At 64.6% G+C, this 22,723-nt stretch carries 21 protein-coding genes; 9 read left to right on the forward strand and 12 right to left on the reverse strand.

The genetic code is table 11. The annotated features are described in order from the left end of the window. Window positions 1–2: 2 nt before the first annotated feature. The 8 genes from NLM33_RS11900 to NLM33_RS11935 all read right to left on the reverse strand — a co-directional run bounded on the left by NLM33_RS11900 (window position 3) and on the right by NLM33_RS11935 (window position 8,243). Window positions 3–1,985 carry a heme lyase CcmF/NrfE family subunit gene (locus NLM33_RS11900; protein ID WP_254096229.1) on the reverse strand — a complete coding sequence of 661 codons (1,983 nt, stop codon included), beginning with the start codon at window positions 1,983–1,985 and terminating at the stop codon, window positions 3–5. Continuing rightward, window positions 1,982–2,473: a cytochrome c maturation protein CcmE gene (ccmE, locus tag NLM33_RS11905; RefSeq protein WP_254096230.1), complete on the reverse strand. Its 492-nt coding sequence runs from the start codon at window positions 2,471–2,473 to the stop codon at window positions 1,982–1,984. Before ccmE ends, NLM33_RS11900 begins: the two co-directional genes overlap by 4 nt. A gap of 34 nt (window positions 2,474–2,507) precedes the next feature. Continuing rightward, window positions 2,508–3,629 carry a c-type cytochrome biogenesis protein CcmI gene (gene ccmI, locus NLM33_RS11910; protein ID WP_254096231.1) on the reverse strand — a complete coding sequence of 374 codons (1,122 nt, stop codon included), beginning with the start codon at window positions 3,627–3,629 and terminating at the stop codon, window positions 2,508–2,510. A 132-nt stretch (window positions 3,630–3,761) separates the two neighbouring features. Next, entirely contained in the window at window positions 3,762–4,031 is a 270-nt protein-coding gene (locus NLM33_RS11915) for a hypothetical protein (protein ID WP_254096232.1), read from the reverse strand. A 100-nt stretch (window positions 4,032–4,131) separates the two neighbouring features. Then, window positions 4,132–5,526, reverse strand: coding sequence for a hypothetical protein (locus NLM33_RS11920; RefSeq protein WP_254096233.1), 1,395 nt, complete (start codon window positions 5,524–5,526; stop codon window positions 4,132–4,134). Between the two features lie 159 nt (window positions 5,527–5,685). Next, window positions 5,686–7,062 (reverse strand): sensor histidine kinase, encoded by a 1,377-nt coding sequence (locus NLM33_RS11925; RefSeq protein WP_254096234.1) that lies wholly within the window; start codon window positions 7,060–7,062, stop codon window positions 5,686–5,688. A 116-nt stretch (window positions 7,063–7,178) separates the two neighbouring features. Continuing rightward, a complete protein-coding gene (locus NLM33_RS11930) occupies window positions 7,179–7,853 on the reverse strand; it encodes a response regulator transcription factor (RefSeq protein WP_254096235.1) in 675 nt (224 codons plus the stop codon). 237 nt (window positions 7,854–8,090) lie between these two features. Next, a complete protein-coding gene (locus tag NLM33_RS11935) occupies window positions 8,091–8,243 on the reverse strand; it encodes a hypothetical protein (protein ID WP_254096236.1) in 153 nt (50 codons plus the stop codon). 223 nt (window positions 8,244–8,466) lie between these two features. Here NLM33_RS11935 and NLM33_RS11940 point away from each other — a divergent pair, with 223 nt between their 5' ends. The 5 genes from NLM33_RS11940 (at window position 8,467) to NLM33_RS11960 (ending at window position 12,458) form a co-directional block, all read left to right on the forward strand. Next, window positions 8,467–9,441: a Ku protein gene (locus NLM33_RS11940; RefSeq protein WP_254096237.1), complete on the forward strand. Its 975-nt coding sequence runs from the start codon at window positions 8,467–8,469 to the stop codon at window positions 9,439–9,441. Between the two features lie 60 nt (window positions 9,442–9,501). Then, the gene (locus tag NLM33_RS11945) at window positions 9,502–9,738 is read left to right on the forward strand and encodes a hypothetical protein (RefSeq protein ID WP_254096238.1); all 237 of its coding nucleotides are present in this window, start codon (window positions 9,502–9,504) and stop codon (window positions 9,736–9,738) included. Between the two features lie 177 nt (window positions 9,739–9,915). Then, window positions 9,916–10,119 (forward strand): hypothetical protein, encoded by a 204-nt coding sequence (locus tag NLM33_RS11950; protein WP_371929936.1) that lies wholly within the window; start codon window positions 9,916–9,918, stop codon window positions 10,117–10,119. A gap of 261 nt (window positions 10,120–10,380) precedes the next feature. Continuing rightward, window positions 10,381–10,545, forward strand: coding sequence for a Flp family type IVb pilin (locus NLM33_RS11955; RefSeq protein ID WP_027521278.1), 165 nt, complete (start codon window positions 10,381–10,383; stop codon window positions 10,543–10,545). Between the two features lie 377 nt (window positions 10,546–10,922). Further along, a complete protein-coding gene (locus tag NLM33_RS11960; RefSeq protein WP_254096239.1) occupies window positions 10,923–12,458 on the forward strand; it encodes a PAS domain S-box protein in 1,536 nt (511 codons plus the stop codon). 105 nt (window positions 12,459–12,563) lie between these two features. On the opposite strand, the gene NLM33_RS11965 is transcribed toward NLM33_RS11960, so the two are convergent. Further along, window positions 12,564–12,839, reverse strand: coding sequence for a DUF3303 domain-containing protein (locus NLM33_RS11965; protein WP_254096240.1), 276 nt, complete (start codon window positions 12,837–12,839; stop codon window positions 12,564–12,566). Between the two features lie 439 nt (window positions 12,840–13,278). Between NLM33_RS11965 and NLM33_RS11970 the strand changes: the two genes are divergently transcribed. Then, window positions 13,279–14,322 (forward strand): medium chain dehydrogenase/reductase family protein, encoded by a 1,044-nt coding sequence (locus NLM33_RS11970; RefSeq protein ID WP_254096241.1) that lies wholly within the window; start codon window positions 13,279–13,281, stop codon window positions 14,320–14,322. Between the two features lie 17 nt (window positions 14,323–14,339). Here NLM33_RS11970 and NLM33_RS11975 read toward each other — a convergent pair whose 3' ends face one another. Beyond that, on the reverse strand, window positions 14,340–15,533 hold the full coding sequence (locus tag NLM33_RS11975) for a M20/M25/M40 family metallo-hydrolase (RefSeq protein ID WP_254096242.1): 1,194 nt from the start codon (window positions 15,531–15,533) through the stop codon (window positions 14,340–14,342). Between the two features lie 106 nt (window positions 15,534–15,639). Beyond that, window positions 15,640–16,215, reverse strand: a complete 576-nt coding sequence (locus NLM33_RS11980; protein WP_371929937.1) for a CAP domain-containing protein — start codon at window positions 16,213–16,215, stop codon at window positions 15,640–15,642. 183 nt (window positions 16,216–16,398) lie between these two features. Here NLM33_RS11980 and NLM33_RS11985 point away from each other — a divergent pair, with 183 nt between their 5' ends. From NLM33_RS11985 to NLM33_RS11995, 3 genes are all read left to right on the forward strand, one after another. Further along, window positions 16,399–17,424 (forward strand): aldo/keto reductase, encoded by a 1,026-nt coding sequence (locus tag NLM33_RS11985; RefSeq protein WP_254096244.1) that lies wholly within the window; start codon window positions 16,399–16,401, stop codon window positions 17,422–17,424. A gap of 164 nt (window positions 17,425–17,588) precedes the next feature. Continuing rightward, window positions 17,589–19,223 (forward strand): thiamine pyrophosphate-requiring protein, encoded by a 1,635-nt coding sequence (locus NLM33_RS11990; protein ID WP_254096245.1) that lies wholly within the window; start codon window positions 17,589–17,591, stop codon window positions 19,221–19,223. Between the two features lie 19 nt (window positions 19,224–19,242). After that, window positions 19,243–20,961, forward strand: a complete 1,719-nt coding sequence (locus NLM33_RS11995; protein WP_254096246.1) for an alpha/beta-hydrolase family protein — start codon at window positions 19,243–19,245, stop codon at window positions 20,959–20,961. 6 nt (window positions 20,962–20,967) lie between these two features. Here the strand turns inward: NLM33_RS11995 and NLM33_RS12000 are convergent, their stop codons facing one another. Beyond that, the gene (locus NLM33_RS12000; RefSeq protein ID WP_254096247.1) at window positions 20,968–22,551 is read right to left on the reverse strand and encodes an MDR family MFS transporter; all 1,584 of its coding nucleotides are present in this window, start codon (window positions 22,549–22,551) and stop codon (window positions 20,968–20,970) included. Window positions 22,552–22,723: the final 172 nt, after the last annotated feature.

Below are 22,723 nucleotides of genomic sequence, written 5' to 3' on the forward strand. Positions count from 1 at the left end.
GATCACTCCGCCGGCTGCAAGCGCTGCTGCGCGCGCGCCGGTTTTGGCGCGCCAACCCGCAAGCGGCGGTCAGACAGCGACAGCACGCCGCCGAACGCCATCAGCACAGGTCCCCACCAGATGAGCAGCACCAGCGGCTTGTGATAGATTCGCACCGCGATCGCGCCTTCCGCAGTGACGTCGCCCAGCGAGATGTAGAGCTGGCTCGCGCCGCGGGTCAGAAGCGCAGCTTCCGTGGTCGAGGAGCCGCGGGTGGTGAAGCTCCGCTTCGACGGCGTCATGACACTGAGCGCCTCGCCATCACGGCTGACGTCGAACCGCGCGATCATCTCGCGGAAATTCGGACCCTGCCGCTGGAACAATCCGTCGAGCTTCAATTCATAACCGGCAACGTGCGCAACATCGTCCGGCTTCATGGTGCCGATATATTCGCTGTTCCAGGTGGTCTCGCAGACAATGCCGATCAGCGCGACGCCGAGGCCGGCATGCGCGAAGGCCGTGCCCCAGGCCGAGCGAGGCAATCCGCGCGCACGCCGCACCGCCGTTCCGAACGGCACGCGGAACAGGCCGACGCGTTCGACGAGATCGGTCACCGAGCCGAGGATGACAAACACCGCGAGCGCGATGGCCGGAGGCGCAAGCGCGCTGCCGCCATGCGCCCAGGCCCACACCAGCGCCAGGGCCAGCAGCGCGACGATACCGGCGGCCAGCAGTCGCTGCGCGGCGCCGAGCAGATCGCCACGCTTCCACGCCAGCATCGGGCCGAAGGGAACGGCGATCAGCAGCGGCACGAACAGCGGCCCGAAGGTGAGATTGAAGAACGGCGCGCCGACCGAGATCTTTTCGCCGGTCAAAACTTCCAGCCCGAGCGGATAGAGCGTTCCGACCAGCACCGTCGCACAGGCCGTGGTGAGGAAGAGGTTGTTCAGCACCAGCGCGCCCTCGCGCGAGATCGGCGCGAACAGCCCGCCCTGCTTCAGCGAGGACACGCGCGCAGCATAGAGGCTCAGACTGCCGCCGATGAAAACGCAGAGGATCAGCAGGATGAAGACGCCGCGCGTGGGATCGCTGGCAAAGGCATGTACGGAGGTGAGCACGCCCGAGCGGACCAGGAAGGTTCCGAGCAGCGACAGCGAGAAGGTCAGGATCGACAGCAGGATGGTCCAGACCTTGAGCGCGTTGCGCTTCTCCATCACCAGCGCCGAGTGCAGCAGCGCGGTGCCGGCGAGCCACGGCATCAGCGAGGCATTCTCGACGGGATCCCAGAACCACCAGCCGCCCCAGCCGAGCTCGTAATAGGCCCAGTAGGAGCCCATCGCGATGCCGAGTGTCAGGAAGATCCAGGCGACGAGCGTCCACGGCCGCACCCAGCGCGCCCAGGCGGCATCGATGCGACCTTCGATCAGCGCTGCGATCGCGAAGGAGAACGAGATCGAGAAGCCGACATAGCCGAGATAGAGCATCGGCGGATGCACGGCGAGGCCGACATCCTGCAGCACCGGGTTGAGATCACGTCCCTCGATCGGCGGGTTGGCGATACGCAGGAACGGATTCGAGGTGATCAGGATGAAGAGGTAGAAGGCGCTCGCGACCCAGGCCTGCACGGCGAGCACATGGGCGCGCAGCGACAGCGGCAGGTTGTTGCCGAAGGCGGCGACGAGCCCGCCGAACAGCGCCAGGATCGACACCCACAGCAGCATCGAGCCTTCATGGTTTCCCCACACGCCGGTGATCTTGTAGATCAGCGGCTTCATCGAGTGGGAATTCTCGTAGACGTTGGCGACGGAGAAATCCGAGGTGACGTGCAAGGCGACGAGCGCGACGAAAGACGCGCCGACGAACAGCAATTGCGCCAGCGCCGTGGAGCGCGCGACGTTCATCAGTGCGGGGTCGCGCAGCCGTGCGCCGATCAGCGGTACGAAGGACTGGATCAGTGCAAGACCCAGAGCGAGCACCAGCGCGTAGTGTCCGGATTCAGCGATCACCGCACCGCTCCCTGCGGATTGCCTTGCGCCGTCGTTGCCGCGGGCTTGGCGCCATAATCGTCCTTCCAGTGCCCCTGCTTCTTCAGGGCGTCGGCCACGTCCTTGGGCATGTAGGTTTCGTCATGCTTGGCAAGCACCGTGTCGGCCTTGAACACGCCGCTCGCGTCCAGCGCACCTTCGGCGACGACCCCCTGCCCTTCGCGGAACAGGTCGGGCAGGATGCCCTTGTAGGCGACCGGCAGTTTGGCGCTGCCGTCGGCGACTTCGAAGGTCACGGCGAGATTGTCGCCACGCTGCAGCGAGCCCGGCTGCACCAGACCGCCGAGGCGAAACCGCTTGCCCGGCGCGATGTGCTTCTCGGCGACCATGGTCGGGGTCGAGAAGAACACGATGGAATCACGCAGCGCATTGAGTACGAGCGCGGCCGCGAGCGCGAGCACTGCGAGCGAGCCGCCGATGATGGTCATACGTCGCTGCTTGCGTGTCATGCCGGATCTCTTGCCTGGTCTCTTTCTGCGATCGTCATCCGTCGAGCCCGAGATTCTTGAGGCCTTCATTGAGCTGGCGCAACCGCTCGGCGTCGCCCGCGACCGCTTGACGCGCGTCGCTCAATGCGCCCTTCGCCTTGTCGCGCTCGCCCATCACCACATAGGCGCGCACCAGGCGCAACCAGCCCTCGACATCGTCGCCATTCTGCTTCAGCCGCGTGGCCAGACGGTCGACCATGCTGCGGATCATGGCGCCGCGGTCGCCCTCGCTCATATCTTTGGCGGCTGCAATTGTCTCGTCCGAGAGCGCCGGCGCCGTGCTGCCGCCCCCCACGCGCGCGAGCGAGGATTGCACCAGCGAGCGCCACGGCGCATCCGCCGGTGCCTTTGCCAGCAGCGCGCGCCAGATCGCGGCGGCGTCGTCCTTGCGACCGTCCTGCTCGGCCGCGAGGCCGAGGAAGTAGTTCGCTTTGGGATCGTCGGCGTTCAGCGCCTGGGCGCGCGCGAATTCGGTCTTGGCTTCCGCCGTCACCACGCCGCCGGCGGCAGCCGACAGCGCCTCGCCGATATCAGACCGCCGCTCGGCGCTCTCGCCGTTATAGGTGAGCGAATTTCGATAGGCCGTCACCGCTTCGTCATAGCGGCCAAGCCGCTCCAGCACCGGTGCCAGCACGTTCCAGCCGCGGCCGTCGGTCGGATTTTTCTCGAGATGTTGCTGGACCTGCGTCACCATGTTCTCGAGCGACTGCGCCATGCCGGGCGCGCGATCACGCTGCGCCAGCGGGAAGTCGTGCAGCCTCGGCGAGCCGAGCGGGATGTAGACGAGGATTGCCACCAGCGGCAGGCCGACCAGCGCCAGCACGGCCGCCGCGCGGCGCCATTTCAGGCTCGACTTGTTCAAGCTCGACTTGCCGTCCGGCGCAGGCTCGCTGCCGGCTGCGGCCAACAACCGGCGGCCAATCTCGATCCGCGCAGCCTCCGCCTCCGGCGCGGCGATCAGGCCTGCGGCAAGATCGCGCTCGATTTCGGCAAGCTGGTCCTTGTAGACGGCAAGCTCGCTGCCTCCGCTCGGCGCACCGCCGGCACGGCCGAGCGGCCAGAGCACAGCGAAGATCGCCGCGACCGTCATCAGCGCGAACACGAACCATAGCGTCATCGGGCAAGCTTCCGGCAGCGCGTCGTTCGCGCCTCTCAGCTGGCTTTACACCACGCTGAAGCGGGGCGGCAATTGACAATTGTCAATTTGGCGCGACCAGGCATGGAGCCGAAAGGAAAGGAATCCAACGGCTTAGGCGATCTCGAAATCCGCACTCTGGGCCGCGTCCTCGCCGTGCCCGTTCAGGGCCTTCAGGAAATAGGTTCCCGGCTTCACCGTGTCCGGCAGCCGGATCCGCACCGCCCCGACCGGAACGGGAGAGGCAATCGTCGTGACCGGGTCAGGCAATTGCCGGCCACTCGCCTTCTCGACCAGCACCACCTTCGCCCTGACCATCATTCTGCGATAGGTCGCCGAAATCACGCGGTTCTCGATTTCCACGAAGCTAATGACAGGTTTCATGCGCCCACAAATAGAAATTCAGACCAATTGCGCGCGGACCGTACGTTCCGTCACCAACCAGGTCAACTATAAATTGTAGGCAGGCTTTGATACCCCAAACTTACACGGCGCGCGAGGATTTGCGCTCGCCAGTCAACGCGCTTTCGGCCGCCCGGCTCATCAGCGAGGCGTAATCGTCGCCGAACAGCACTTCGCAGAAGCGGATGGCGGCGGCCATCTGCTGCTGACGATAGGCCCGGACCTTGTGGTCGGCGGCGCGCAGCGACTGCACCAGGGACTCCGTCGACCGCTCCACATATTGCTGGAGGTCCGAATAGGTGCGCAGCGTCACCTCGTTGATCGCAAGCTCGCTGGCATAGTTGCGGCAGGTCGCGACGAAGTCGATCAGCGCGGCGGTTTCCTCGACCTCGGTGCTGTCGACGCGGGCGCCCGGCGGAATGTCCTTCTCCGCACGCTGGCGCAGGATGCGGCGGACACGGCCCGGCACGCTGTCGATCTCCGATTGCAGCGCGTTGGAGATATCGGCACGGATCGAGGTGAGCTGCTTGCCCCAGGCGGAATCGTTACGCAGATCGAGCTCGGTACGCAATCCGCGCACGCCGTCATGCAGCGCCTTGAGGTTCTCGGCAATGTTGTCGAAACGGCCCCGCTTGATGTCCAGCCGCAGCATGGCGGCGAGACAGGACAGGTCATGCAGGGCCATCGTGACCGCCACGCCGAATGGCGTCGCGGCAACACGGATCTCGTCGTCGGAGGCTGCCATCTTGATGGCGAGGCGAACGATCTGCCAGGGCGCCGTCAGCCGCTGGATCACCATCGACAGGACAAACGGCAGCATCTGCGGCGTCTGGAGGACGGGAACGTTGAGCGCGGCCGTCACGGAGGCGATCTGGGAATCGCCGAAGGCACGCAGAAACCGCGGCAGCTTCTCATTGAGGGTCGCAATGGCCTCGCGAACCCCGAGCACGGCACCGATCGCGTAGAGGTCCTCGATGACATTGGGCGGGCCAACGCGGGCGAGCGCGCGCGACTTGTCGCCGACGCCGGGCCCCGTCAGCTCGAAGATCGCGTCGGCCGCGACCGCCTGGATCTTCAGGGCCAGAGCCTCTCCGCTGTCGCCGGCAGGCAGCCGCGAAAGCGCGGCGTCGATCTCACCCACCTTGCCGGGGGCGCCATCGCGACCGAGCCATTGCCAGATCGGAAGCAGCGAGGAGCGGCGGATCTGTCCGAGGCGGATCGGAATGCCGGCCTCGACGAGGAACGGTTCCAGCGGCTGGTAAAGCAGCCGCGACAGATCCTCCGTGCGCGGCGCAACGTCTTCGTCGACCTCGGTCTTGCGCACGATCTTGCGCAGCTGCTCGAGCACGAGGGTGGCAACCGCCGTGTCCTGGCCGCGCTCCAGCGCGCGCTCGAACTCCCGCATCAGCAGCGCCTGCGACTGCGGCGGGAGCTGCGCGAGATAGTCTCTCAGCCGCTCGATCGATGTCTGGCTCATGCGCCCGGAATGCACGGTCATGTGGCGGACGAGGGATGCGTCCGGGCGCGATCATAGGAGGTGGCGCGTTAAGAAGGCGTTTAGGAAGTTGCCCAACGGTGTTGCGTTTTGTGTCGAACCCGCCTTAACAGAACTGAAAAAGGCGCGCGGGAACAAGGACTAAATGCCTGGGAGAACCAGCTCCGCCCGCAAGCCCCCGATCGGCGCGCCGCCGAGGGTCAGGCTGCCGCCGTAGAGCGCTGCGAGGTCGACGACGATCGACAGTCCAAGGCCCGATCCCGGCTTGGACTCGTCGAGCCGCTGCCCCCTGCGCGCGACCTGCGCCCGCTCGGCCTCGGACAGGCCACGACCGTCGTCATCGACGATGATCCGCAGGCGTGGTCCCGTATCGGGCTTGCCGGGCGCGTCCGCCAGCACCTCGATGAAGACGCGCGAGGCCGCCCATTTGCAGGCATTGTCGACGAGATTGCCGACCATCTCTTCCAGATCCTGCCGCTCGCCGCGAAATTTCGCGGCGGAATCCGCCTTGGCTTCGACGACGATGCCGCGATCGCGATGGATCTTCTCCATGGTCCGGCGCAGCGCCTCGATCGCCGGAGCCACCTCCGTCACGGTTCCTACGATCGACACCCTGGCCGCGATGCGGGCGCGCTCCAGGTGATGGGCGAGTTGGTCGCGCATGACGTCCGCCTGCTCCATGACCTTGGCCGCGAACGGATCGGCCGCATGCACGCCGGCTTCGTTGACGATGACCGAGAGCGGCGTCTTGATCGCGTGCGCGAGATTGCCGACATGGGTGCGCGCACGCTCGACGATCTCGCGATTGGCCTCGATCAGCGCATTGGTCTCGCGCGCGAGCGGCGCGATCTCGACGGGAAATTCGCCTTCCAGCCGCTCGGCACGCCCGGAGCGGATGTCGGCGATCGCCTCTGAAATGCGCTTCAATGGCGCAAGACCGAAGCGCACCTGGAAGATCGTGGTGAGCAGGAGCACGATGCCGAGCGCCGTGAATGTGCCGCCGAGGTAATAGTCGAAGCTGCGCGTCTCGTCGAAAATCTCGGTGGCATCGCCGGCGACGCTGACCAGGAACTTGCCGTCGGCGCCGAGATCGACGGGCCGCTCCACCATCCGCAAGGTCTGGCCTTCCGGCCCGTCGACATAGCCGAGCCGGATGCCGGCCGCGATCAGCTCGACGCCCTGCTCCTCCAGCTTGGGCAGCTTCTTGTCCCAGAGCGAACGCGACGAGCGCACTTCCGGCTTTTCGGTGTCCGTGCGCGTGATCTGCCAGTACCAGCCCGACAACGGCAGCTCGAACAGCGGCTCGCCGAGTGACTGGAATTGGCGGTCCGGCGGCTCGTCGGGCGTAGCCACCTCGGCGATCAGCGTGCGCAGATAGAGATTGAGCCGGCGGTCGAAGGCGCGCTCGGTGGCGTTCTTGTAGACCGATGACAGCACCACGCCGGTGATGGCCAGGATCACAACCAGCCACGCGGTCGCCGACAGGAACAGGCGGGTCGCAAGCGAGCTAGCGCGCATTGGATCGATCCCGGCAGGCGCAGGACGGCAGGTGGTCGCAGACGGTCATAGGCGACCAAGACCCCGGCCGCGCCGCCCGGTCAAGTCCCAGGTCAGGTACCCGGTCAAGTGCCCGGTCAAGGACCAGGAGCGGCTGGCGGGGTCAGGAGATAGCCGAGGCCACGGACGGTCTGGATGATATCGACGTCCAGCTTCTTGCGGATGCGGCCGACAAAGACCTCGATGGTGTTGGAGTCGCGGTCGAAATCCTGGTCGTAGAGATGCTCGACGAGTTCGGTACGGGAGACCACGCGGCCGGCATGGTGCATGAGATATTGCAGCAGCCGGTACTCGTGAGAGGTCATCTTCACGGGGTTGCCGGAGACGGTCACCTTGTTGGTTCGCGTGTCCAGCGTCACCGGCCCGCAGGTCAGCTCGCTCTGGGCGTGACCGGCCGAGCGGCGCAGCAGCGCGCGGATGCGCGCCAGCACCTCCTCGAGGTGGAAGGGCTTTGCGACATAGTCGTCGGCGCCAGCATCAAAGCCCTGGACCTTGTCGCTCCAGCGGTCGCGCGCGGTGAGGATCAGGACCGGCATGGTGCGGCCGTTGCGCCGCCAGGCCTCCAGAACCGAAATGCCGTCCTTCTTGGGCAGGCCGATGTCCAGCACCACGGCGTCATAGGGCTCGTTGTCACCGAGATAGTGCCCCTCCTCCCCGTCAAAGGCGCGGTCGACGACGTAACCGGCGTCGGCCAGCGCCTTGGTGAGCTGGCGATTGAGATCGGGGTCGTCCTCAACAACAAGCAGGCGCACGCTTCTCTCCAAGAATAGTCCGAAAGGGACGGACTGCGGAATCTACTGCCAAGATGACCAATCCCGGCGTGAACTGAATATGAACGCCGGGAACTGGCAAATGTTACTTTTTTGTCATGAGGCCGACACGACGGCGCCCGCCCTGCGGCCGGGCTACTCCGGCCGCAGGGCGGGCGCAATTTGCCGCGTTCCTCGGCGAGTCGGAAGCGCTGATCGCGCGTGCCGGGCGGCGGGCGCTCAGGTCCGGAAGAACACGAACCAGATGACGCCGAGGATCAGGATCGCAAGTCCGGTCGAGACGGTGAGCAAGGCTGCAACCGACGGACCGGGCTCGCCCTGGCGCGCTTCGGTCGATGTCTCGATGATCCGATCGTCGCGTCTCGTAGCCATGGTAACCCTCAATTGCCGGGGTATCGCGTCCAAATGCCGCGACCTCCTCGCGGCCTCTCGTGATGTGCGGGGCAACGTTTGATCACGAACGATGTTCCGGGCTGGCCCTTTCCAGAGGGTCAGCGATTAACGCCGTTGCAAGATTCCAATCCGCGCCTTGCTATGATTCGCGGTTCCCCGGTGTTATCTTCGCAGGCTGTCCCTGTTGCGTTTGGAGTAGCCCATGGCCCCCCGTGCCAACTGGAAGGGTTTTTTGCGCCTCTCGCTCGTGACCTGTCCGGTCGCGCTCTATCCGGCCACTTCGGATACCGAGAAGGTCTCCTTCAACCAGATCAACCGGAAGACCGGCCACCGGATCAAGTACCTCAAGGTCGACGCCGAGACCGGCGACGAGGTCACGTCCGACGACATCGTCAAGGGCTACAAGGTCGACACCGACACCTATGTCGAGGTCACCAAGGACGAGCTCGACGAGATTGCGCTGGAATCGACCCACACGATCGAGATCGATGAGTTCGTGCCCAAGGCCGACATCGACAACCGCTATCTGATCCGCCCCTATTATCTCGTGCCGGACGGCAAGGTCGGCCATGATGCCTATTCGGTGATCCGCGAGACCATCCGCAGCATGAACAAGGTCGCGATCGGCCGCGTGGTGCTGACCAACCGCGAGCACATCATCGCGCTCGAGCCGCTCGACAGCGGTCTGATGGGCACGCTGCTGCGCTACCCCTACGAGGTGCGCAGCGAGAAGGAGTATTTCGACGACATCCAGGACGTGAAGCTCACCAAGGACATGCTCGACCTCGCCAAGCACATCGTCGAGAAGAAGTCGGGCGCGTTCGAGCCCGAGCTGTTCGAGGACCACTACGAGACCGCGCTGATCGACCTGATCAATAAGAAGCGCAGCGGTGTTCCGCTCGCCGCCAAGGCCGCGCCGAAGACGGGTGGCAACGTCATCAACCTGATGGACGCGCTCAAGAAGAGCCTCGCGACCGAGAAGGAAGCCGCGCCCGCCGCCAAGGTCAACGGCAAGGCCAAGAAGCCGAAGAAGCGCGTCGAGGGTCAGCGCGAAATGCTGCTGCCGATCGCCGGCAAGGGCGGCAAGACCGCCGCCGCGAAGGAAGCCCCCAAGAAGGCCGATAAGCAGGCCGACAAGCCGGTGCGTGCGCCGGCGCGCGGCAGGAAGGCCGGATAGCGGCACCACCTCCGGGCGACGCTGCCGTGATGTCCCTTCCCGCGTATCGCCCGGCCTGACATGCCCTGGTCGACGTCGCTCGACGAACCAATCCCCCTGCCCAACCGGCGCAAACTGCTCACGCTGCAAGAGGCGGCCGACTACATCATGCAACTGCCGGAGGACGCGCAGCACGAAGCCCACTGGCAGACCGCAATCGAGATCCTGATCAACGCGGCTGAGACCGGCGGCGGCTGGACGATGTTCGCCCGCATCGCGATGTTGCGGGCGCTGAACGCGGACGGCGGCCGCGGATGAGCCCATGCCGGACCGGCGCTCGCTCGCCGACCCGTTGACGAACAGGCTCAACAATCCGTTAAGCGGAGGCGTCGTTTTTCGACGCGACCGCCTGACCTCACCGCCGCACCGGGTATTCCTACGGAAGACAAAATTAACCGTCGATTGCCGCTCTGCCCAGCATGGTCGCTCCCTCGATTGAGCCAAGGTCGCACGCCCGTGCAGCAGCAGGACGCCAGAAAAAACTACATCGGCATCGTGAACGACACGAGCGAGGAAGAGCGCGTCGCCAATAGCGCCGCACGGTCGCAGCCGCGCGTGGTGACCTATCTGGTCAGGCGCCTCGCAGCTGTGCTGAACCGCCGTCGCAAAGGCGCGCCGGGACGCGCGATGACGCCTTGAGACGCGCGAGGGTACAACACAGCGCCTTCTCGTCTCCTTTACCATGCCCGGCTCCCGCAATGTCGCTTCTGCCAGCAGGGCACCGATTCAAATCCGCCTGAATTGGGTGAGGAAACCTTAATTTAATGGATGCCATCATATCAGGCAGCACGCGAGGTCGACCGAACCCGTTGTTTTGACGCGGACAAAAAAACTTAATCGACCAATTTACCAGTTCGAAAACGACGCCAGCATAGATTAGACGGATCATAGGAGTCGACGATGGCTTTGCTTAGGTCTTTCCTTGCCGATGAAAGTGGTGCCACCGCGATTGAGTATGGTCTGATCGCCGCCGGCATTGCGCTCGCAATCGTTACGGTTGTGAACAACACGGGGTCCGCCCTGCTCAACAACAAGTTCAACTCCATCAGCTCGGCGATGAAGTAACGCCGGCAGTTGACCTGGTAAAAACTCCCGACTTCCGTTGATTCCAGAACGACGTCCGGCCTCGGCACGATTCCGAGCGGCCGAAGGGCAATACTGAAGCGGCAGCCGACGGAGCCAGAGATCAGCTCCGTTTATTTACTGACCCCGCCGGGCCGACCTGTCATTTCAGCATGACGTCGAGAACCGTTCGTATACCTAAGTATAGTCGTCACAAGCCATATTCCTGATCGATCATTGGCCACCGCGAGGCGCGGTTCGACCCACCGTACGCCGTTGACGACCGCTAGGTATCCGCCGCTCCGGGCCGAGGGATAGCTCCGCTACCCCGACGCTAGAAATGAGTCGATTTGATCCATCGCTCTTCAGCAAGGTCGGCCATGCAAGATCCAATTCAGGTACCGTCGGACGGGTTCGATCCAAGCGAGCGCAAGTGCCCCGAGAAGGCGTTACGCGAGAGCGACGAGCGCTTTCGCACCTTGGTGCAATTCTCCTTCGACGTATACTGGGAAACGGATGCACAACATCGCTTCATCCGCCAGGAGTTCGCCGAAACCCTTGCCGATCCGCCGGTCTCCGAGATTGGCAAAACGCGATGGGAAGTGCCTTATCTGGAGCCTGATGCGGAGGGTTGGCGCAAGCATCGGGAGATGCTGGACGCCCACCTCCCGTTCCGTGATTTCGAGCACGCGCGGCCGACGCCCGACGGCGGCAAGCGCTACGTGTCCGTATCGGGGCTACCCGTCTTCGACGAGAAGGCACACTTCCTGGGCTACCGCGGCGTCGGGCGCCACATCACGGAGCGCAAGCGCGCCGAACAGGCGCTGCGTGAGAGCGAGGCCCGCTTCCGCACCTTCGTGGACCACGCGACGGACATGTTCATGCTCCACAACGATGATGGTCGTGTTCTCGACGTGAACCGAAATGCGTGCGAGAGCTTGGGCTACGGCCGGGACGAACTGATTGGGTCGATTCCGCTTTTCTTCGATCTGGAGATGGACGAAGCCGCCTGGCGGATCAACCGCGAGCGCCTCAAGGCCGGAGGCATCGCAACGCTGGAGAGCCACTATCATCGAAAGGACGGCACCGTGTTTCCCGTCGAAGTCCGCATGCGCGAGTTCTGCGAAGGCGGCCAGCGACAGACCATTTCATTGAGCCGCGACATCACCGAACGCAAACGAGCCGCCGAAACCTTCCGCGTGATGCAGGCCGAACTGACACACGCCAATCGCGCGGCGGCAATGGGACAGGTCACGGCTTCGGTCACGCACGAATTAAGTCAACCAATTACTGCGATGCTCTGCAATGCGGAGGCTGCGCTGAACTGGCTGGGATCGCGATCCCCGAACGTCGAGGAGGCACAGCGGGCGCTCGCATGCATCGTCGCGGACGCCAGACGAGGCGGCGAGATCATCGGCTGGATCCGCTCCCTGATCAAGAGAGCTCCGACACGGAAAGAGAGCGTTGACGTCAATAGCGCCATCCTGGACGTCATCACCATAGCCCGCAGTGAATTGATCAAACATGGTGTTCTGCTCGAGACTGAACTCGCTGCGCACTTGCCGCTTGTCGAGGGCTACCGCGTCCAGCTGCAACAGGTCATTCTCAATCTGGTCCTCAATGCGATCGAAGCAATGAACTGCCTGGACGCGGGGGGACGGGAGCTGCGGATCAGCACGGTCGTGGATGCCTCAAATGCCGTTGTCGTTGCCGTCCGGGACAACGGTCCCGGTTTTGACGCGGCAATGGTCGACCGCTTGTTCGAGCCCTTCTACACGACCAAGCCCGGAGGTATCGGCATGGGCCTGTCCATCTGCCATTCGATCGTCGAAACGCATGGAGGACGACTTTGGGCCGGTGCGAATGAACCAAGGGGCGCCGTGTTCCAGTTCAATCTGCCTCCCGCACCAGGGTAGTACACGTCACGGGGGGCGGTGCGCAGGCGGGAGCTCATCCACTGAATCGTGTTCTCGGCCACTGCCGCCGGCCTCGGCGGCGGCAGTGGTTGTCGGGGTTGAAGCTCAACGCTTGGGTAGCGATGCCATGACCTCGCCCGCGTCTCCGTCCTCCAGGCAAGGCGTGACGGTCAACGGGAGCAGATCCGCCCATTGCGCGTGCCAACGATACATGGCCTTTGGATCACTCGATTCAGAGATCGCAAATCCCTGCCCGTTCATGCCATGCCAGCGGCCCAACATTTTCACGCCTTCAGGCGGAGCGCCACCGGTTTCCAGAAAGCGTGCGACAGCTGCATTGAAGGTGCCTTGAGGTACAGACCAAGTTGTTATGAATTTCATGCGAGTCTCCCATATCTGCAATTGTTGGAAGAATGCCGCGGCTGCGCCGCTTGCGCACGATAGCGCCTATGCTTCGAATAACAACGGCGAATGAATGGGTTCGTTGGTTCGATCGAAGCCGCCGTTTGCAGAGCAACAAACCAGCACCGGTTTCGACCGAACGTGGCACCGGCGTCAAAATGCGACTTAGCGGGACATTGAGCAGGGCAGCACGTGTCAAAAAGGCCAAGACGCGACCAGGCGTGCAGAGCGACTCCTGGCGCGAAGCGGAAGTCCATCGAAGCTCAAGCTCGCCTGAGAGGTTGGAGCGCAATTGATCGGCATCAATTACAAGGCCGGTTTTCCCAGCCAGACTTGCAAATCTGGATGCCTGACAGACGAAACCATCGATTGCAGTTCTCCCAATTCACGTCGAGTGTGAGATTGCAAGGATCGGCACGTGAGCAATCCGCGCAACCGCGTTGTTCAACTCCGGCGCTTCGGCGGTCCCGAAGAGCTGGAGGTGGTCGACGCTCCTCTGCCGACGGCTGGTCCCGGCGAGGTGCGCGTTCAGGTACTCGCCTCCGGGCTTGAGTACACCGACACTCTGATCCGACGCCACCTCTATCCGCAGACAGCCTCGCGTCGGCCCCCCTTTGTCATGGGCTACGACGTCGTCGGCGAAATCGATCAGCTCGGCGATCGTGTGAGCGGCTTTCAGCTTGGTGACCGAGTGGCCGACATGACGGTGCTCGGATCGAACGCTGCCTATCGCACGCTTCGGGCGAGCGACTTGACTCTCGTGCCAGCGGGCCTCGACGCGGCGGAGGCTGCCACGCTGATCCTCAGCTGGATGACCGCGTACCAACTCCTGCATCGCGCCGGCCGGGTGCAGTCAGGACAGCGCGTGCTGGTGCATGGAGCTGCCGGTGCGGTCGGTCAGGCGCTTCTCGTGCTCGGGGGTATAGCCGGGCTTCAGCTGTGGGGCGGAGCCCATGGGAAGCACGCCGCGCTGATCCGCGAGCTCGGCGCTACGCCGGTCGATTATCAACGCGAAGATTTCACGCGGGTCTTGCCGGGCGGATTTGACATCGTGTTCGACGGCATCGGGGAAAACGGCTATCGCCGATCATTCTCGGCCCTCAAGCGCGGCGGTCTGCTCTGCGCTTACGGCTACTCGGCGGGCGTGCAGAGTCACCGACGCATGCTCACCATGCTGATGTGGATCGCGCGACTGTACCTTTGGAGGTGGTTGCCTGGTGGCCGGCGGGCAATGTTCTATTCGATCAACGCAATGCGATTGCAGCATTCTGGGTGGTTTATGGAGGACCTGAAGCGCCTGTTCGCTTTACTCGGCAGCGGCGCTATCCATCCGCGTGTCGCAGCGCGGGTCTCGCTGGACGAAGTTGCTGAAGCGCATCGAAGCCTCGAAGCCGGTGGTCTTGAGGGCAAGCTCGTGCTGTGCCCAGATCTCTCGCCGCGACACGGCCAGCGTGCCGCCTGAATATCAGCGCAAGCAGTTCACCGCATCGTCGCAAGCTGGAGCGCGAGCGCGCAGGCGCGGTCGTATTCGTCGAGATTGATCCATTCGTCGATCGTGTGCGCCTCGTTCTGCCCCGCACCGAAAGTGACGGTCGGTATGCCGTGGCGGACCATCCAGTTGGCGTCCAGACCACCATTGGCGGCGCGGACGGCCGGCGTCCCTCCAACCGCGGCCACGGCCTCGATCGCGCGTTTGACGACGGGCAGGCTCTCCTTCATGCGGAACGGATAATAATCGGTCTCGGCCTTGAATTTGACGCGGCCGGACTTGCCTTGCGTGTTCTTGACGCGCTTGGCGGCCTTCTCGAACGCCGCCTTGTAGGCTTTGGTGATCTCCTTGAAAAACTTTCCATCGTGGCTGCGGCTTTCGCCGCGCACGTGCACATAGTCGGTGACGACATTGGTTGCATCGCCTGCGGGGCGGCCCTCGCCGCCGGTGACCGGACCTACATTGCTCGTGCCCTGCCGCTTGCCCTTCACCACCTTGCCGAACCAGCCGCCGGCCTTCACCTCGGCGAGCGCAAGCGCAAGGATCATGGTCGAGCTGATGCCGCGCTCCGGCGCAACGCCGGCATGCGAGGCGCGGCCGAAAATCTCGACATTCCAGCGATCCGCACCGACGGCGCCGATGGTGACGTTGGAGGCGGAGCCGCCGTCATAGTTGAAGGCCATGACCGGCGAGCCGAGCTCCTCCGTCTTGACGTGTCGCGCGCCATAGAGCCCGCTCTCCTCCCGCACGCAGAACAACAGCGTGATCGGCGGATGATCGAGCTGCTGCTTCGCAAGCTCAGCCGCCAACGTGACGAGAACGCCGCAGCCACAGCGGTTATCGCCGCCGAGCGCGGTCTTGGCCGCATTGACGATCTTGCGCCCCGACCGCTTCGGCTTCGCGCCGGCGCACAGCGGCACCGTGTCCATGTGGGTCATGAACATGATCCGCGGCTGGTTGTGCATCGCGCCGCGGCCGGGCAGATCGACGATGAGGTTGCCGGTCTCGGTCGGCACGGGAATGCGCGTGTTGGCATCGTCGAGGCGGATCGCCCCCGCCGGGACGCCGCTCTCTCGCAGCGCCGCCGTAAGCTCGCGCCCGATCGCCGCCTCCTTTCCAGTCACGCCCTCGACGGCAAGGAAGCGCATGAGGCGGTCAGTGGCGGCCTGGGTGTCGACGGACATGAATGATTCCCTTGATGGACGGTGCGAGCAAGCATCCGTTGCAGCGGCCGGTTCCGCAAGGCTCCTCACCGCAATTCGCCCGGCGATTCCGGCATCGCCCTCCGCTTCAAATGCAGAGGCTGAGCAGCTTGACGTGGCAATCCCTGGATTTCGGTCCACCCGAGGGAGCGGCGTCACGTTTCACGGCGACGACGGGCTCCTTGTCCTTTTTGCCCTTGCCCGGCTTCGGCTCGTAATCGCCCGCGATCACCATGGCCCAGTAGGTGCGCTTGCCGCTGGCATTCCTGGCGCTCGCGATTCCGACGCGGGATGCGTTGTGCAACAAGAGGTTCTTGCGGTGCCCGGAGGAGTCGATCCACTGTCCCAGCGTCTTCTCGAAACTGTCATAACCATAGGCGATGTTCTCGGCGGCGCGCCCCGCATGCGCCGGCGCGACCCGCCTGGTGAACGAGCCGAGGACTTCGTGGCTGAGATCGTCCTTGGCCGCCATGGCCTGCGCCTGCTCCAGCGCAATGCGGTCCAGCGTTGCATCACGCACGACGCGGGCCTCGCCGTGCTTGAGGCGGAAGCCGGAGATCAGCTCGGCCGGAGACTCGGCAGCCATGACAGGCGCGGCCAGCAGCACAAGGCCGGCCATCAGTCCGCTGACCATACGACGCGTCGTCGTCCCCCAGGCGCCCATCGGTCTCCAAGCCCGCGCGGTAATCCGCCGTTTCTCCACCGGCAATGTGGACGCTTCAAGGCGCGCGCCAGGCATCGCCTCCATGTGAGCGTGTAATGGCACGAGGCCCGTACTTGCGCTAGCATTTCGTGGAAAGGTCGCCCGGCGAAAGCTGCGGCTGCAGAACCTTCGAGGAGCATTGTGATGGAATACCGACGCTTGGGTTTGTCAGGGCTCACCGTGCCGGCGCTCAGTCTTGGAACTGGCACCTTCGGCGGGGTTGGTCGCCTCGCGGCGTGGGGCACCACCGATGCGACCGAGGCGCGGCGCCTGCTGGATATCTGCCTTGATGCCGGCGTGTCGATGTTCGACAGCGCCGACGTCTATTCGCTTGGCGAATCCGAGCGCGTGCTCGGCGAGGCGATCAAAGGTCGCCGCGACAAGGTTTTGATCTCGACCAAGGCGACGTTCCGCTTCGGCGATGGGCCCAACGACATCGGCTCATCACGGCAACATCTGCTCGCAGCGATCGACGGATCGCTCAAGCGGCTTGGCACCGACTATATCGACCTGTTCCAGCTCCATGGCTTCGACGCCTTTACGCCGCCCGAAGAGGTGCTTGCGACACTCGATGGGCTCGTACGCGCCGGCAAGATCCGCTATGTCGGCGTTTCGAACTTCTCGGGCTGGCACCTGATGAAGTCCCTCGCCGTCGCCGACAAATACGGCTATCCGCGCTACGTCGCCAATCAGACCTACTATTCGCTGATCGGGCGCGACTACGAATGGGAGCTGATGCCGCTCGGCCTGGATCAGGGCATCGGCGCTGTCGTCTGGTCGCCCCTCGGCTGGGGGCGTCTCACCGGAAAGATACGCCGGGGTCAGCCGAAGCCCGAGGTCAGCCGCTTGCCCAAAACCGCCGACTTCGGGCCGCCCGTACCCGACGAGCACGTCTATCATGTCGTGGACGCGATCGACGAGGTTGCCAGGGAAACCGGGAAAAGCGTGTCGCAAATCGCATTGAACTGGTTGCTCCGGCGTCCGACGGTTTCGACCTTGATCATTGGCGCACGCAACGAGGCGCAATTGCGCGAAAATCTCGGCGCGGTCGGCTGGTCATTGACCAAGGATCAGATCGAGCGGCTGGATGCAGCCAGCAAGGTGACGCTGCCCTATCCTTACTGGCACCAGCGGACGACCTTCACCGACCGCAATCCGCCGCCGGTCTAAGGCGGGTGAAATCGAGCGCCGGTGGATAGCGGCCGAGCGCGGCCGCCCTGCATGGCTGACCTACGGCTGCGCGCGGGCGCGCGCGCTTTACGCTTTCGCGAATTCCTGCTCCTCTACCCGACAAATCGGCCGGATCAACCGGCCTGCCGTAAGGGAGAGACGCGATGAAGCTCGGCACTGCGATCGCGGAAATCATGAAGCGCGAGGGGATCGAGATCCTCTGCGGCTATCCGGTCAACCACCTGATCGAGCACGCCGCGAAGGCCGAGATCCGCCCCGTGATGGTGCGGCAGGAGCGCGTCGGGATCCACATGGCCGATGCGATCTCTCGCGTTACGTCCGGGCGCTCGATCGGCGCCTTCTGCATGCAGCATGGTCCCGGCGCGGAGAACGCCATGGGCGGTGTCGCGCAGTGCTTCGGCGAGTCCGTCCCCGTGCTGGTGCTGCCGATGGGCTATCAGCGCAGGCTCTCGCACATCGAGCCGAACTTCAACTCCAGCGAGGTAATGAAGGCGTTCGCCAAATCCTCCGAGCCGATCATCCTCGCCGCCGAAGTCTCCAATATCTTTCGCCGCGCCTTCACCAGATTGAAGAACGGCCGCGGTGGTCCCGTGATTGTCGAGATCCCCGCGGACATGTGGAACGAGGAGGTGCCGGCCCCCCTCGACTACACGCCGGTGCTGCGCACCCGCTACGCCGCCGACCCTGTTCACGTGAAGGAGGCCGCGGCGCTTCTCATCAACGCCAAGCGGCCGGTGATCTATGCCGGCCAGGGCGTGCATTACGCGCAGGCCTGGCCGCAACTGAAGCGGCTCGCCGAGTGTCTCGCGATCCCCGTCACCACCAGCCTCGGCGGCAAGTCGTCGTTTCCGGAAACGCATCCGCTCTCGCTCGGCTCGGGCGGGCTCGCCGTGCCGCGCGCGGTGCCGAAGTTCCTTGCCGAGGCCGACGTGATTTTTGGCATCGGCTGCTCCTTCACCGAGACCAGCTTCGGCATCGCCATGCCCAAGGGCAAGACCATCATCCATTCGACGCTCGACCCGAACCATCTCAACAAGGATGTCGAAGCCAAGGTCGGGCTCGTCGGCGATGCCGGCCTGGTGCTCGATGCGCTGCTGGACGAGATCGGCAAGACGGTCACGTCGGACCGTGATGCCTCGGCGGTTGCGGCCGAGATCGCGGCGTCCCACAAGGAATGGCTCGCAAAATGGATGCCAAAACTCACCAGCAACGACGCGCCGCTCAATCCCTATCGCGTGCTCTGGGATCTCCAGCACACCGTCGACATCCACAACACCATCATCACGCATGATGCCGGCAGCCCGCGCGACCAGCTCTCGCCGTTCTGGAAGGCGGTCGAACCCCTCTCCTATCTCGGCTGGGGCAAGACCACGCAGCTCGGCTACGGCCTCGGTCTCGCGATGGGTGCCAAGCTCGCAAAGCCCGACAAGCTCTGCATCAATGTGTGGGGCGATGCCGCGATCGGATTTACGGGCATGGATTTCGAGACCGCGGTGCGCGAGCGCATTCCGATCCTGTCGATCCTGCTCAACAATTTCTCGATGGCGATCGAGCTGAAGGTAATGCCGGTCTCGACCGAAAAATATCGCTCGACTGACATTTCCGGCGACTACGCCGCGATGGCGCGCGCCTTTGGCGGCCATGGCGAGCGGGTGACCAAGCCTGAGGATATCGTGCCCGCGATCAGGCGCGGCATCCAGAAGACGCGCGAGGGCGTGCCGACGCTGCTCGAGTTCATCACCAGCAAGGAGACCGACGTGTCGCGGCCGGGGACATGAGCGACGCCAGCGGGGACGCATGAGTGTCGGCCAGAATCTCGCCTGGCCCATCCGGCGGCAGATGCTGTCGCTGTCCGGCGTCGGCCTCATGCTGGGCGCGTTGTTCTTTGCGGCTGCGCTGACGCCGACACTGATCCCGCGCAGCTATCTCACGCAAGGCGCTCTCGCCGGCGCCTGCTTTGCGATCGGCTACGCCGCCGGCATCCTCTGGCGCTGGCTGTGGCACTATCTCGAGCTGCCCGAGCCGTCGGCGCGGGTGCGATCGACCGCCAACGCGCTGGTCGCGGCCGGCTGCCTTCTCGTCGTCATCATTTACCTCAGACGGGCGGCCGAATGGCAGAACTCGATCCGCGCAGTCATGAAGATGGCCCCGGTCGAGACCGCGCATCCGCTCAAGGTCTGCGCCATCGCGCTGCTCACATTCGTCGTGCTTCTGGCGCTGGGGCGGCTGTTCGTGCTCGTCGTTCGTTTCCTGGCCGCGCGCAAAGGACGTATCATTCCGAGAAAGATCGCAAACGTCCTCGGCGTTCTCTTGGCGACGCTGCTGTTCTGGTCGATCGCCAACAACCTCCTCGTCCGCACCACCTTTCGCGCGCTCGATTCGTCCTTCCGCGAATTCGACGCCCTGATCGAGCCGGAGCGGCCGCAGCCGACGGCGCCCGGGAAAACGGGAAGCGCGGCATCACTGGTGAAATGGAATGAGCTCGGGCGCGCGGGACGCGAATTCGTGGCTTCGGGACCAACGGCTGCCGAGATCAGCGGCTTCACGGGCCGCGCCGCGCAGGAACCCGTGCGGGTCTATGTCGGTCTCGGTGCCCGCGACACGCCGCAGGCGCGCGCGAGACTGGCGCTGGACGAGCTCAAGCGCCAGCACGGCTTCGAGCGCGCGATCCTGATCGTCATCACGCCGACCGGCACCGGCTGGATCGACCCGGCCGCGATGGGCACGGTCGAGTATCTCCACCACGGCGATGTCGCCAGCGTCGCGATGCAGTATTCCTATCTCAACAGCCCGCTGTCGCTGTTGTTTCAACCCGAATACGGCGCGGAGGCCGCGCGCGCACTGTTCTCGGAAGTTTACGGCTACTGGACGACGCTGCCGAGGGACAAGCGGCCAAAGCTATATCTGCATGGTCTCAGCCTCGGCGCCATGAACTCGGAAAAATCCGCAGAGCTGTTCGAGACGATCGGCGATCCCATCGCAGGCGCGCTGTGGAGCGGGCCGCCGTTCGAAAGCCGGATCTGGCGCTCGGTCACCGCGAACCGCAATCAGGGCTCGCCGGAGTGGCTGCCCGAGTTTCGCGACGGCCGCTTCGTGCGCTTCATGAACCAAAACGGATCGACGGTGGCGGCAGATGCGCCCTGGAGCGCACTGCGTGTCGTCTATCTGCAATATGCCAGCGACGCGATCGTGCTGTTCGACTACCGCGATGCCTACCGAGCGCCAGCCTGGATGAAAGCGCCGCGCGGTCCGGACGTGTCACCGGAGCTGCGCTGGTACCCCGTCGTGACGATGCTCCAGCTCGCCCTCGACATGGCGGTTGCGACCAGCACGCCGATGGGCTTTGGCCACGTCTACGCGCCCGAGCATTACGTCGATGCCTGGGTCGCCGTGACCGACGTGCAAGACTGGTCCGCCGACGCACTCGCGCGGCTGAAGGATCATCTTGCGGCAGCGGCGAGGAAGGCGGCCGAGCGCAGCACTGATGACAATCCCTACGCTGATCGCGGCGGATGAAGCCGCCTACTCCGCCATCTCGACGGGTTGCGCGGTCGCAGGCCCGGCCAGCGGCCGCTCCTCCATCAGGATCAGGCAGAGCGAGGCGAGCGCCATCATCGCGGCCGCGGCCCCGAAAACGTAGCGGAACGCCATCATCATGTCGGCCGAGGGAATCGCGTTGATCGCACCGTGATGCTCGCCGGCCAGCGGGATGTCGGCGCCGAGCGAGATCAGCAGGACGGCCGCAAACGCTGCGACCGTGAACGAGGACATCAGCGAGCGGAAAAAGTTCATCGCGCCGGTGATGGTGCCGACCTGGGCGCGCGCGACCGAATTTTGCAGCGAGACCACGCAAACCGGAAAGGTCGTGCCGAGACCGAGCGCGAACGCGGCCATCAAGACCAAGAGGGCCCACAGCGGCAGCGTGGAGAATGTGAGACCCAGTCCGCACAGTGCTGCCCACGATGTGCCGACGACGGCGACGCGCTTGTAGTGCTTCGCGCGCGCCATGGTGCGGCCGGCGATGGCCGCGCCGCAGGTCGAGACCGCCGCGAGCGGAATGAGCGCAAGTCCAGCCTCGCTGGCGCTAAGATGGTAGACGGACTCATAGTATAGCGGCAGCTGCACGGTAAGACCGGTCATCGCCCCGAGCGCGCAGCCGCCGGCAGTGAGCGCGTAAGGCGCGACCGTTCCGCTGAGCAGCGGCAACGGCAGGAACGGCTCGTCCGCCCGCCGCGCGTGCCAGACGAAGGTCACCGCCAGAGCAACGGCGCCACCCACCATCGCAATCACGGTCGGCGAGAGCCAGGGATAGCGGGTGCCGCCCCAGGTCAAGACCAGCATGAAGACGACCGCGGATGCCATCAGGAGCACGCCGCCGAACCAGTCGACCTTGCGCTTGCGGTGGAAGACCGGGATCTTGCCCATCTTCGGCAGCAGCAGTGCCAGCGCAGCGGCTGCGAGCGGCAGGTTGATCCAGAAGATCATCGACCAGTGCAGATGCTCGGCGAACACGCCACCGATCACGGGCCCGAGGATGCCGCCGACCATCCAGACGCTGGAGAAATAGGCCTGGTACTGGCCGCGCTCGCGTGGGCTCACCACGTCGGAGATCACGGTCTGCACCACCGGCATGATGCCGCCGCCGCCGAGTCCTTGCAGGCCGCGCGCCAAGATCAGCATCGGCATATTCGGCGCGACCGCACAGAGGATCGAGCCCGCCACAAAGAGGCTCAGCGAGGTGATGAGCATGGCTCGGCGACCATAGATGTCGCTGAGCGTGCCGAACACCGGCGCCACGGCGGTGCCGGCCAGCAGATAGGCCGTGATCACCCAGGAGAGGTTGGAGACGTCGCGGAACTGGCGCCCGATGGTCGGCAGCGCGGTCGCGACGATGGTCTGGTCGAGCGCCGCCAGGAACATCGTCAGCATCAGGCTGATGACGATGGTGCGGACTTCATCCGAGGTCAGCGGCGCCGGCGGAGCGATGGAGGGCGCGTCGTCGACGCTCAAGACCTCGGTCGGAAGGCGGGACAGCTCTTCGGCGATGTCGTCGGGCAATGGCCCGATGTCGGCAGGTTGATGGCTCTGCCGTGCGAACTTGTTCATTTCAGACGTAGTTCTTCGGACGCAGATTGTTGCGGCGCAACGCCGCGATGGAATCGTTCTATGAATCCCAATCTACGCAGCAAATCCTCATCGAGGCAGGCACCTCGACGCATGGGAGCATCCCGTCCCCGGGTCATCCCGAAGACGTGATCGCTCCGGAATCGGGAATGGC

Origin of the sequence: Bradyrhizobium sp. CCGUVB1N3 (assembly GCF_024199925.1) — a bacterium.
Lineage (GTDB): Bacteria > Pseudomonadota > Alphaproteobacteria > Rhizobiales > Xanthobacteraceae > Bradyrhizobium.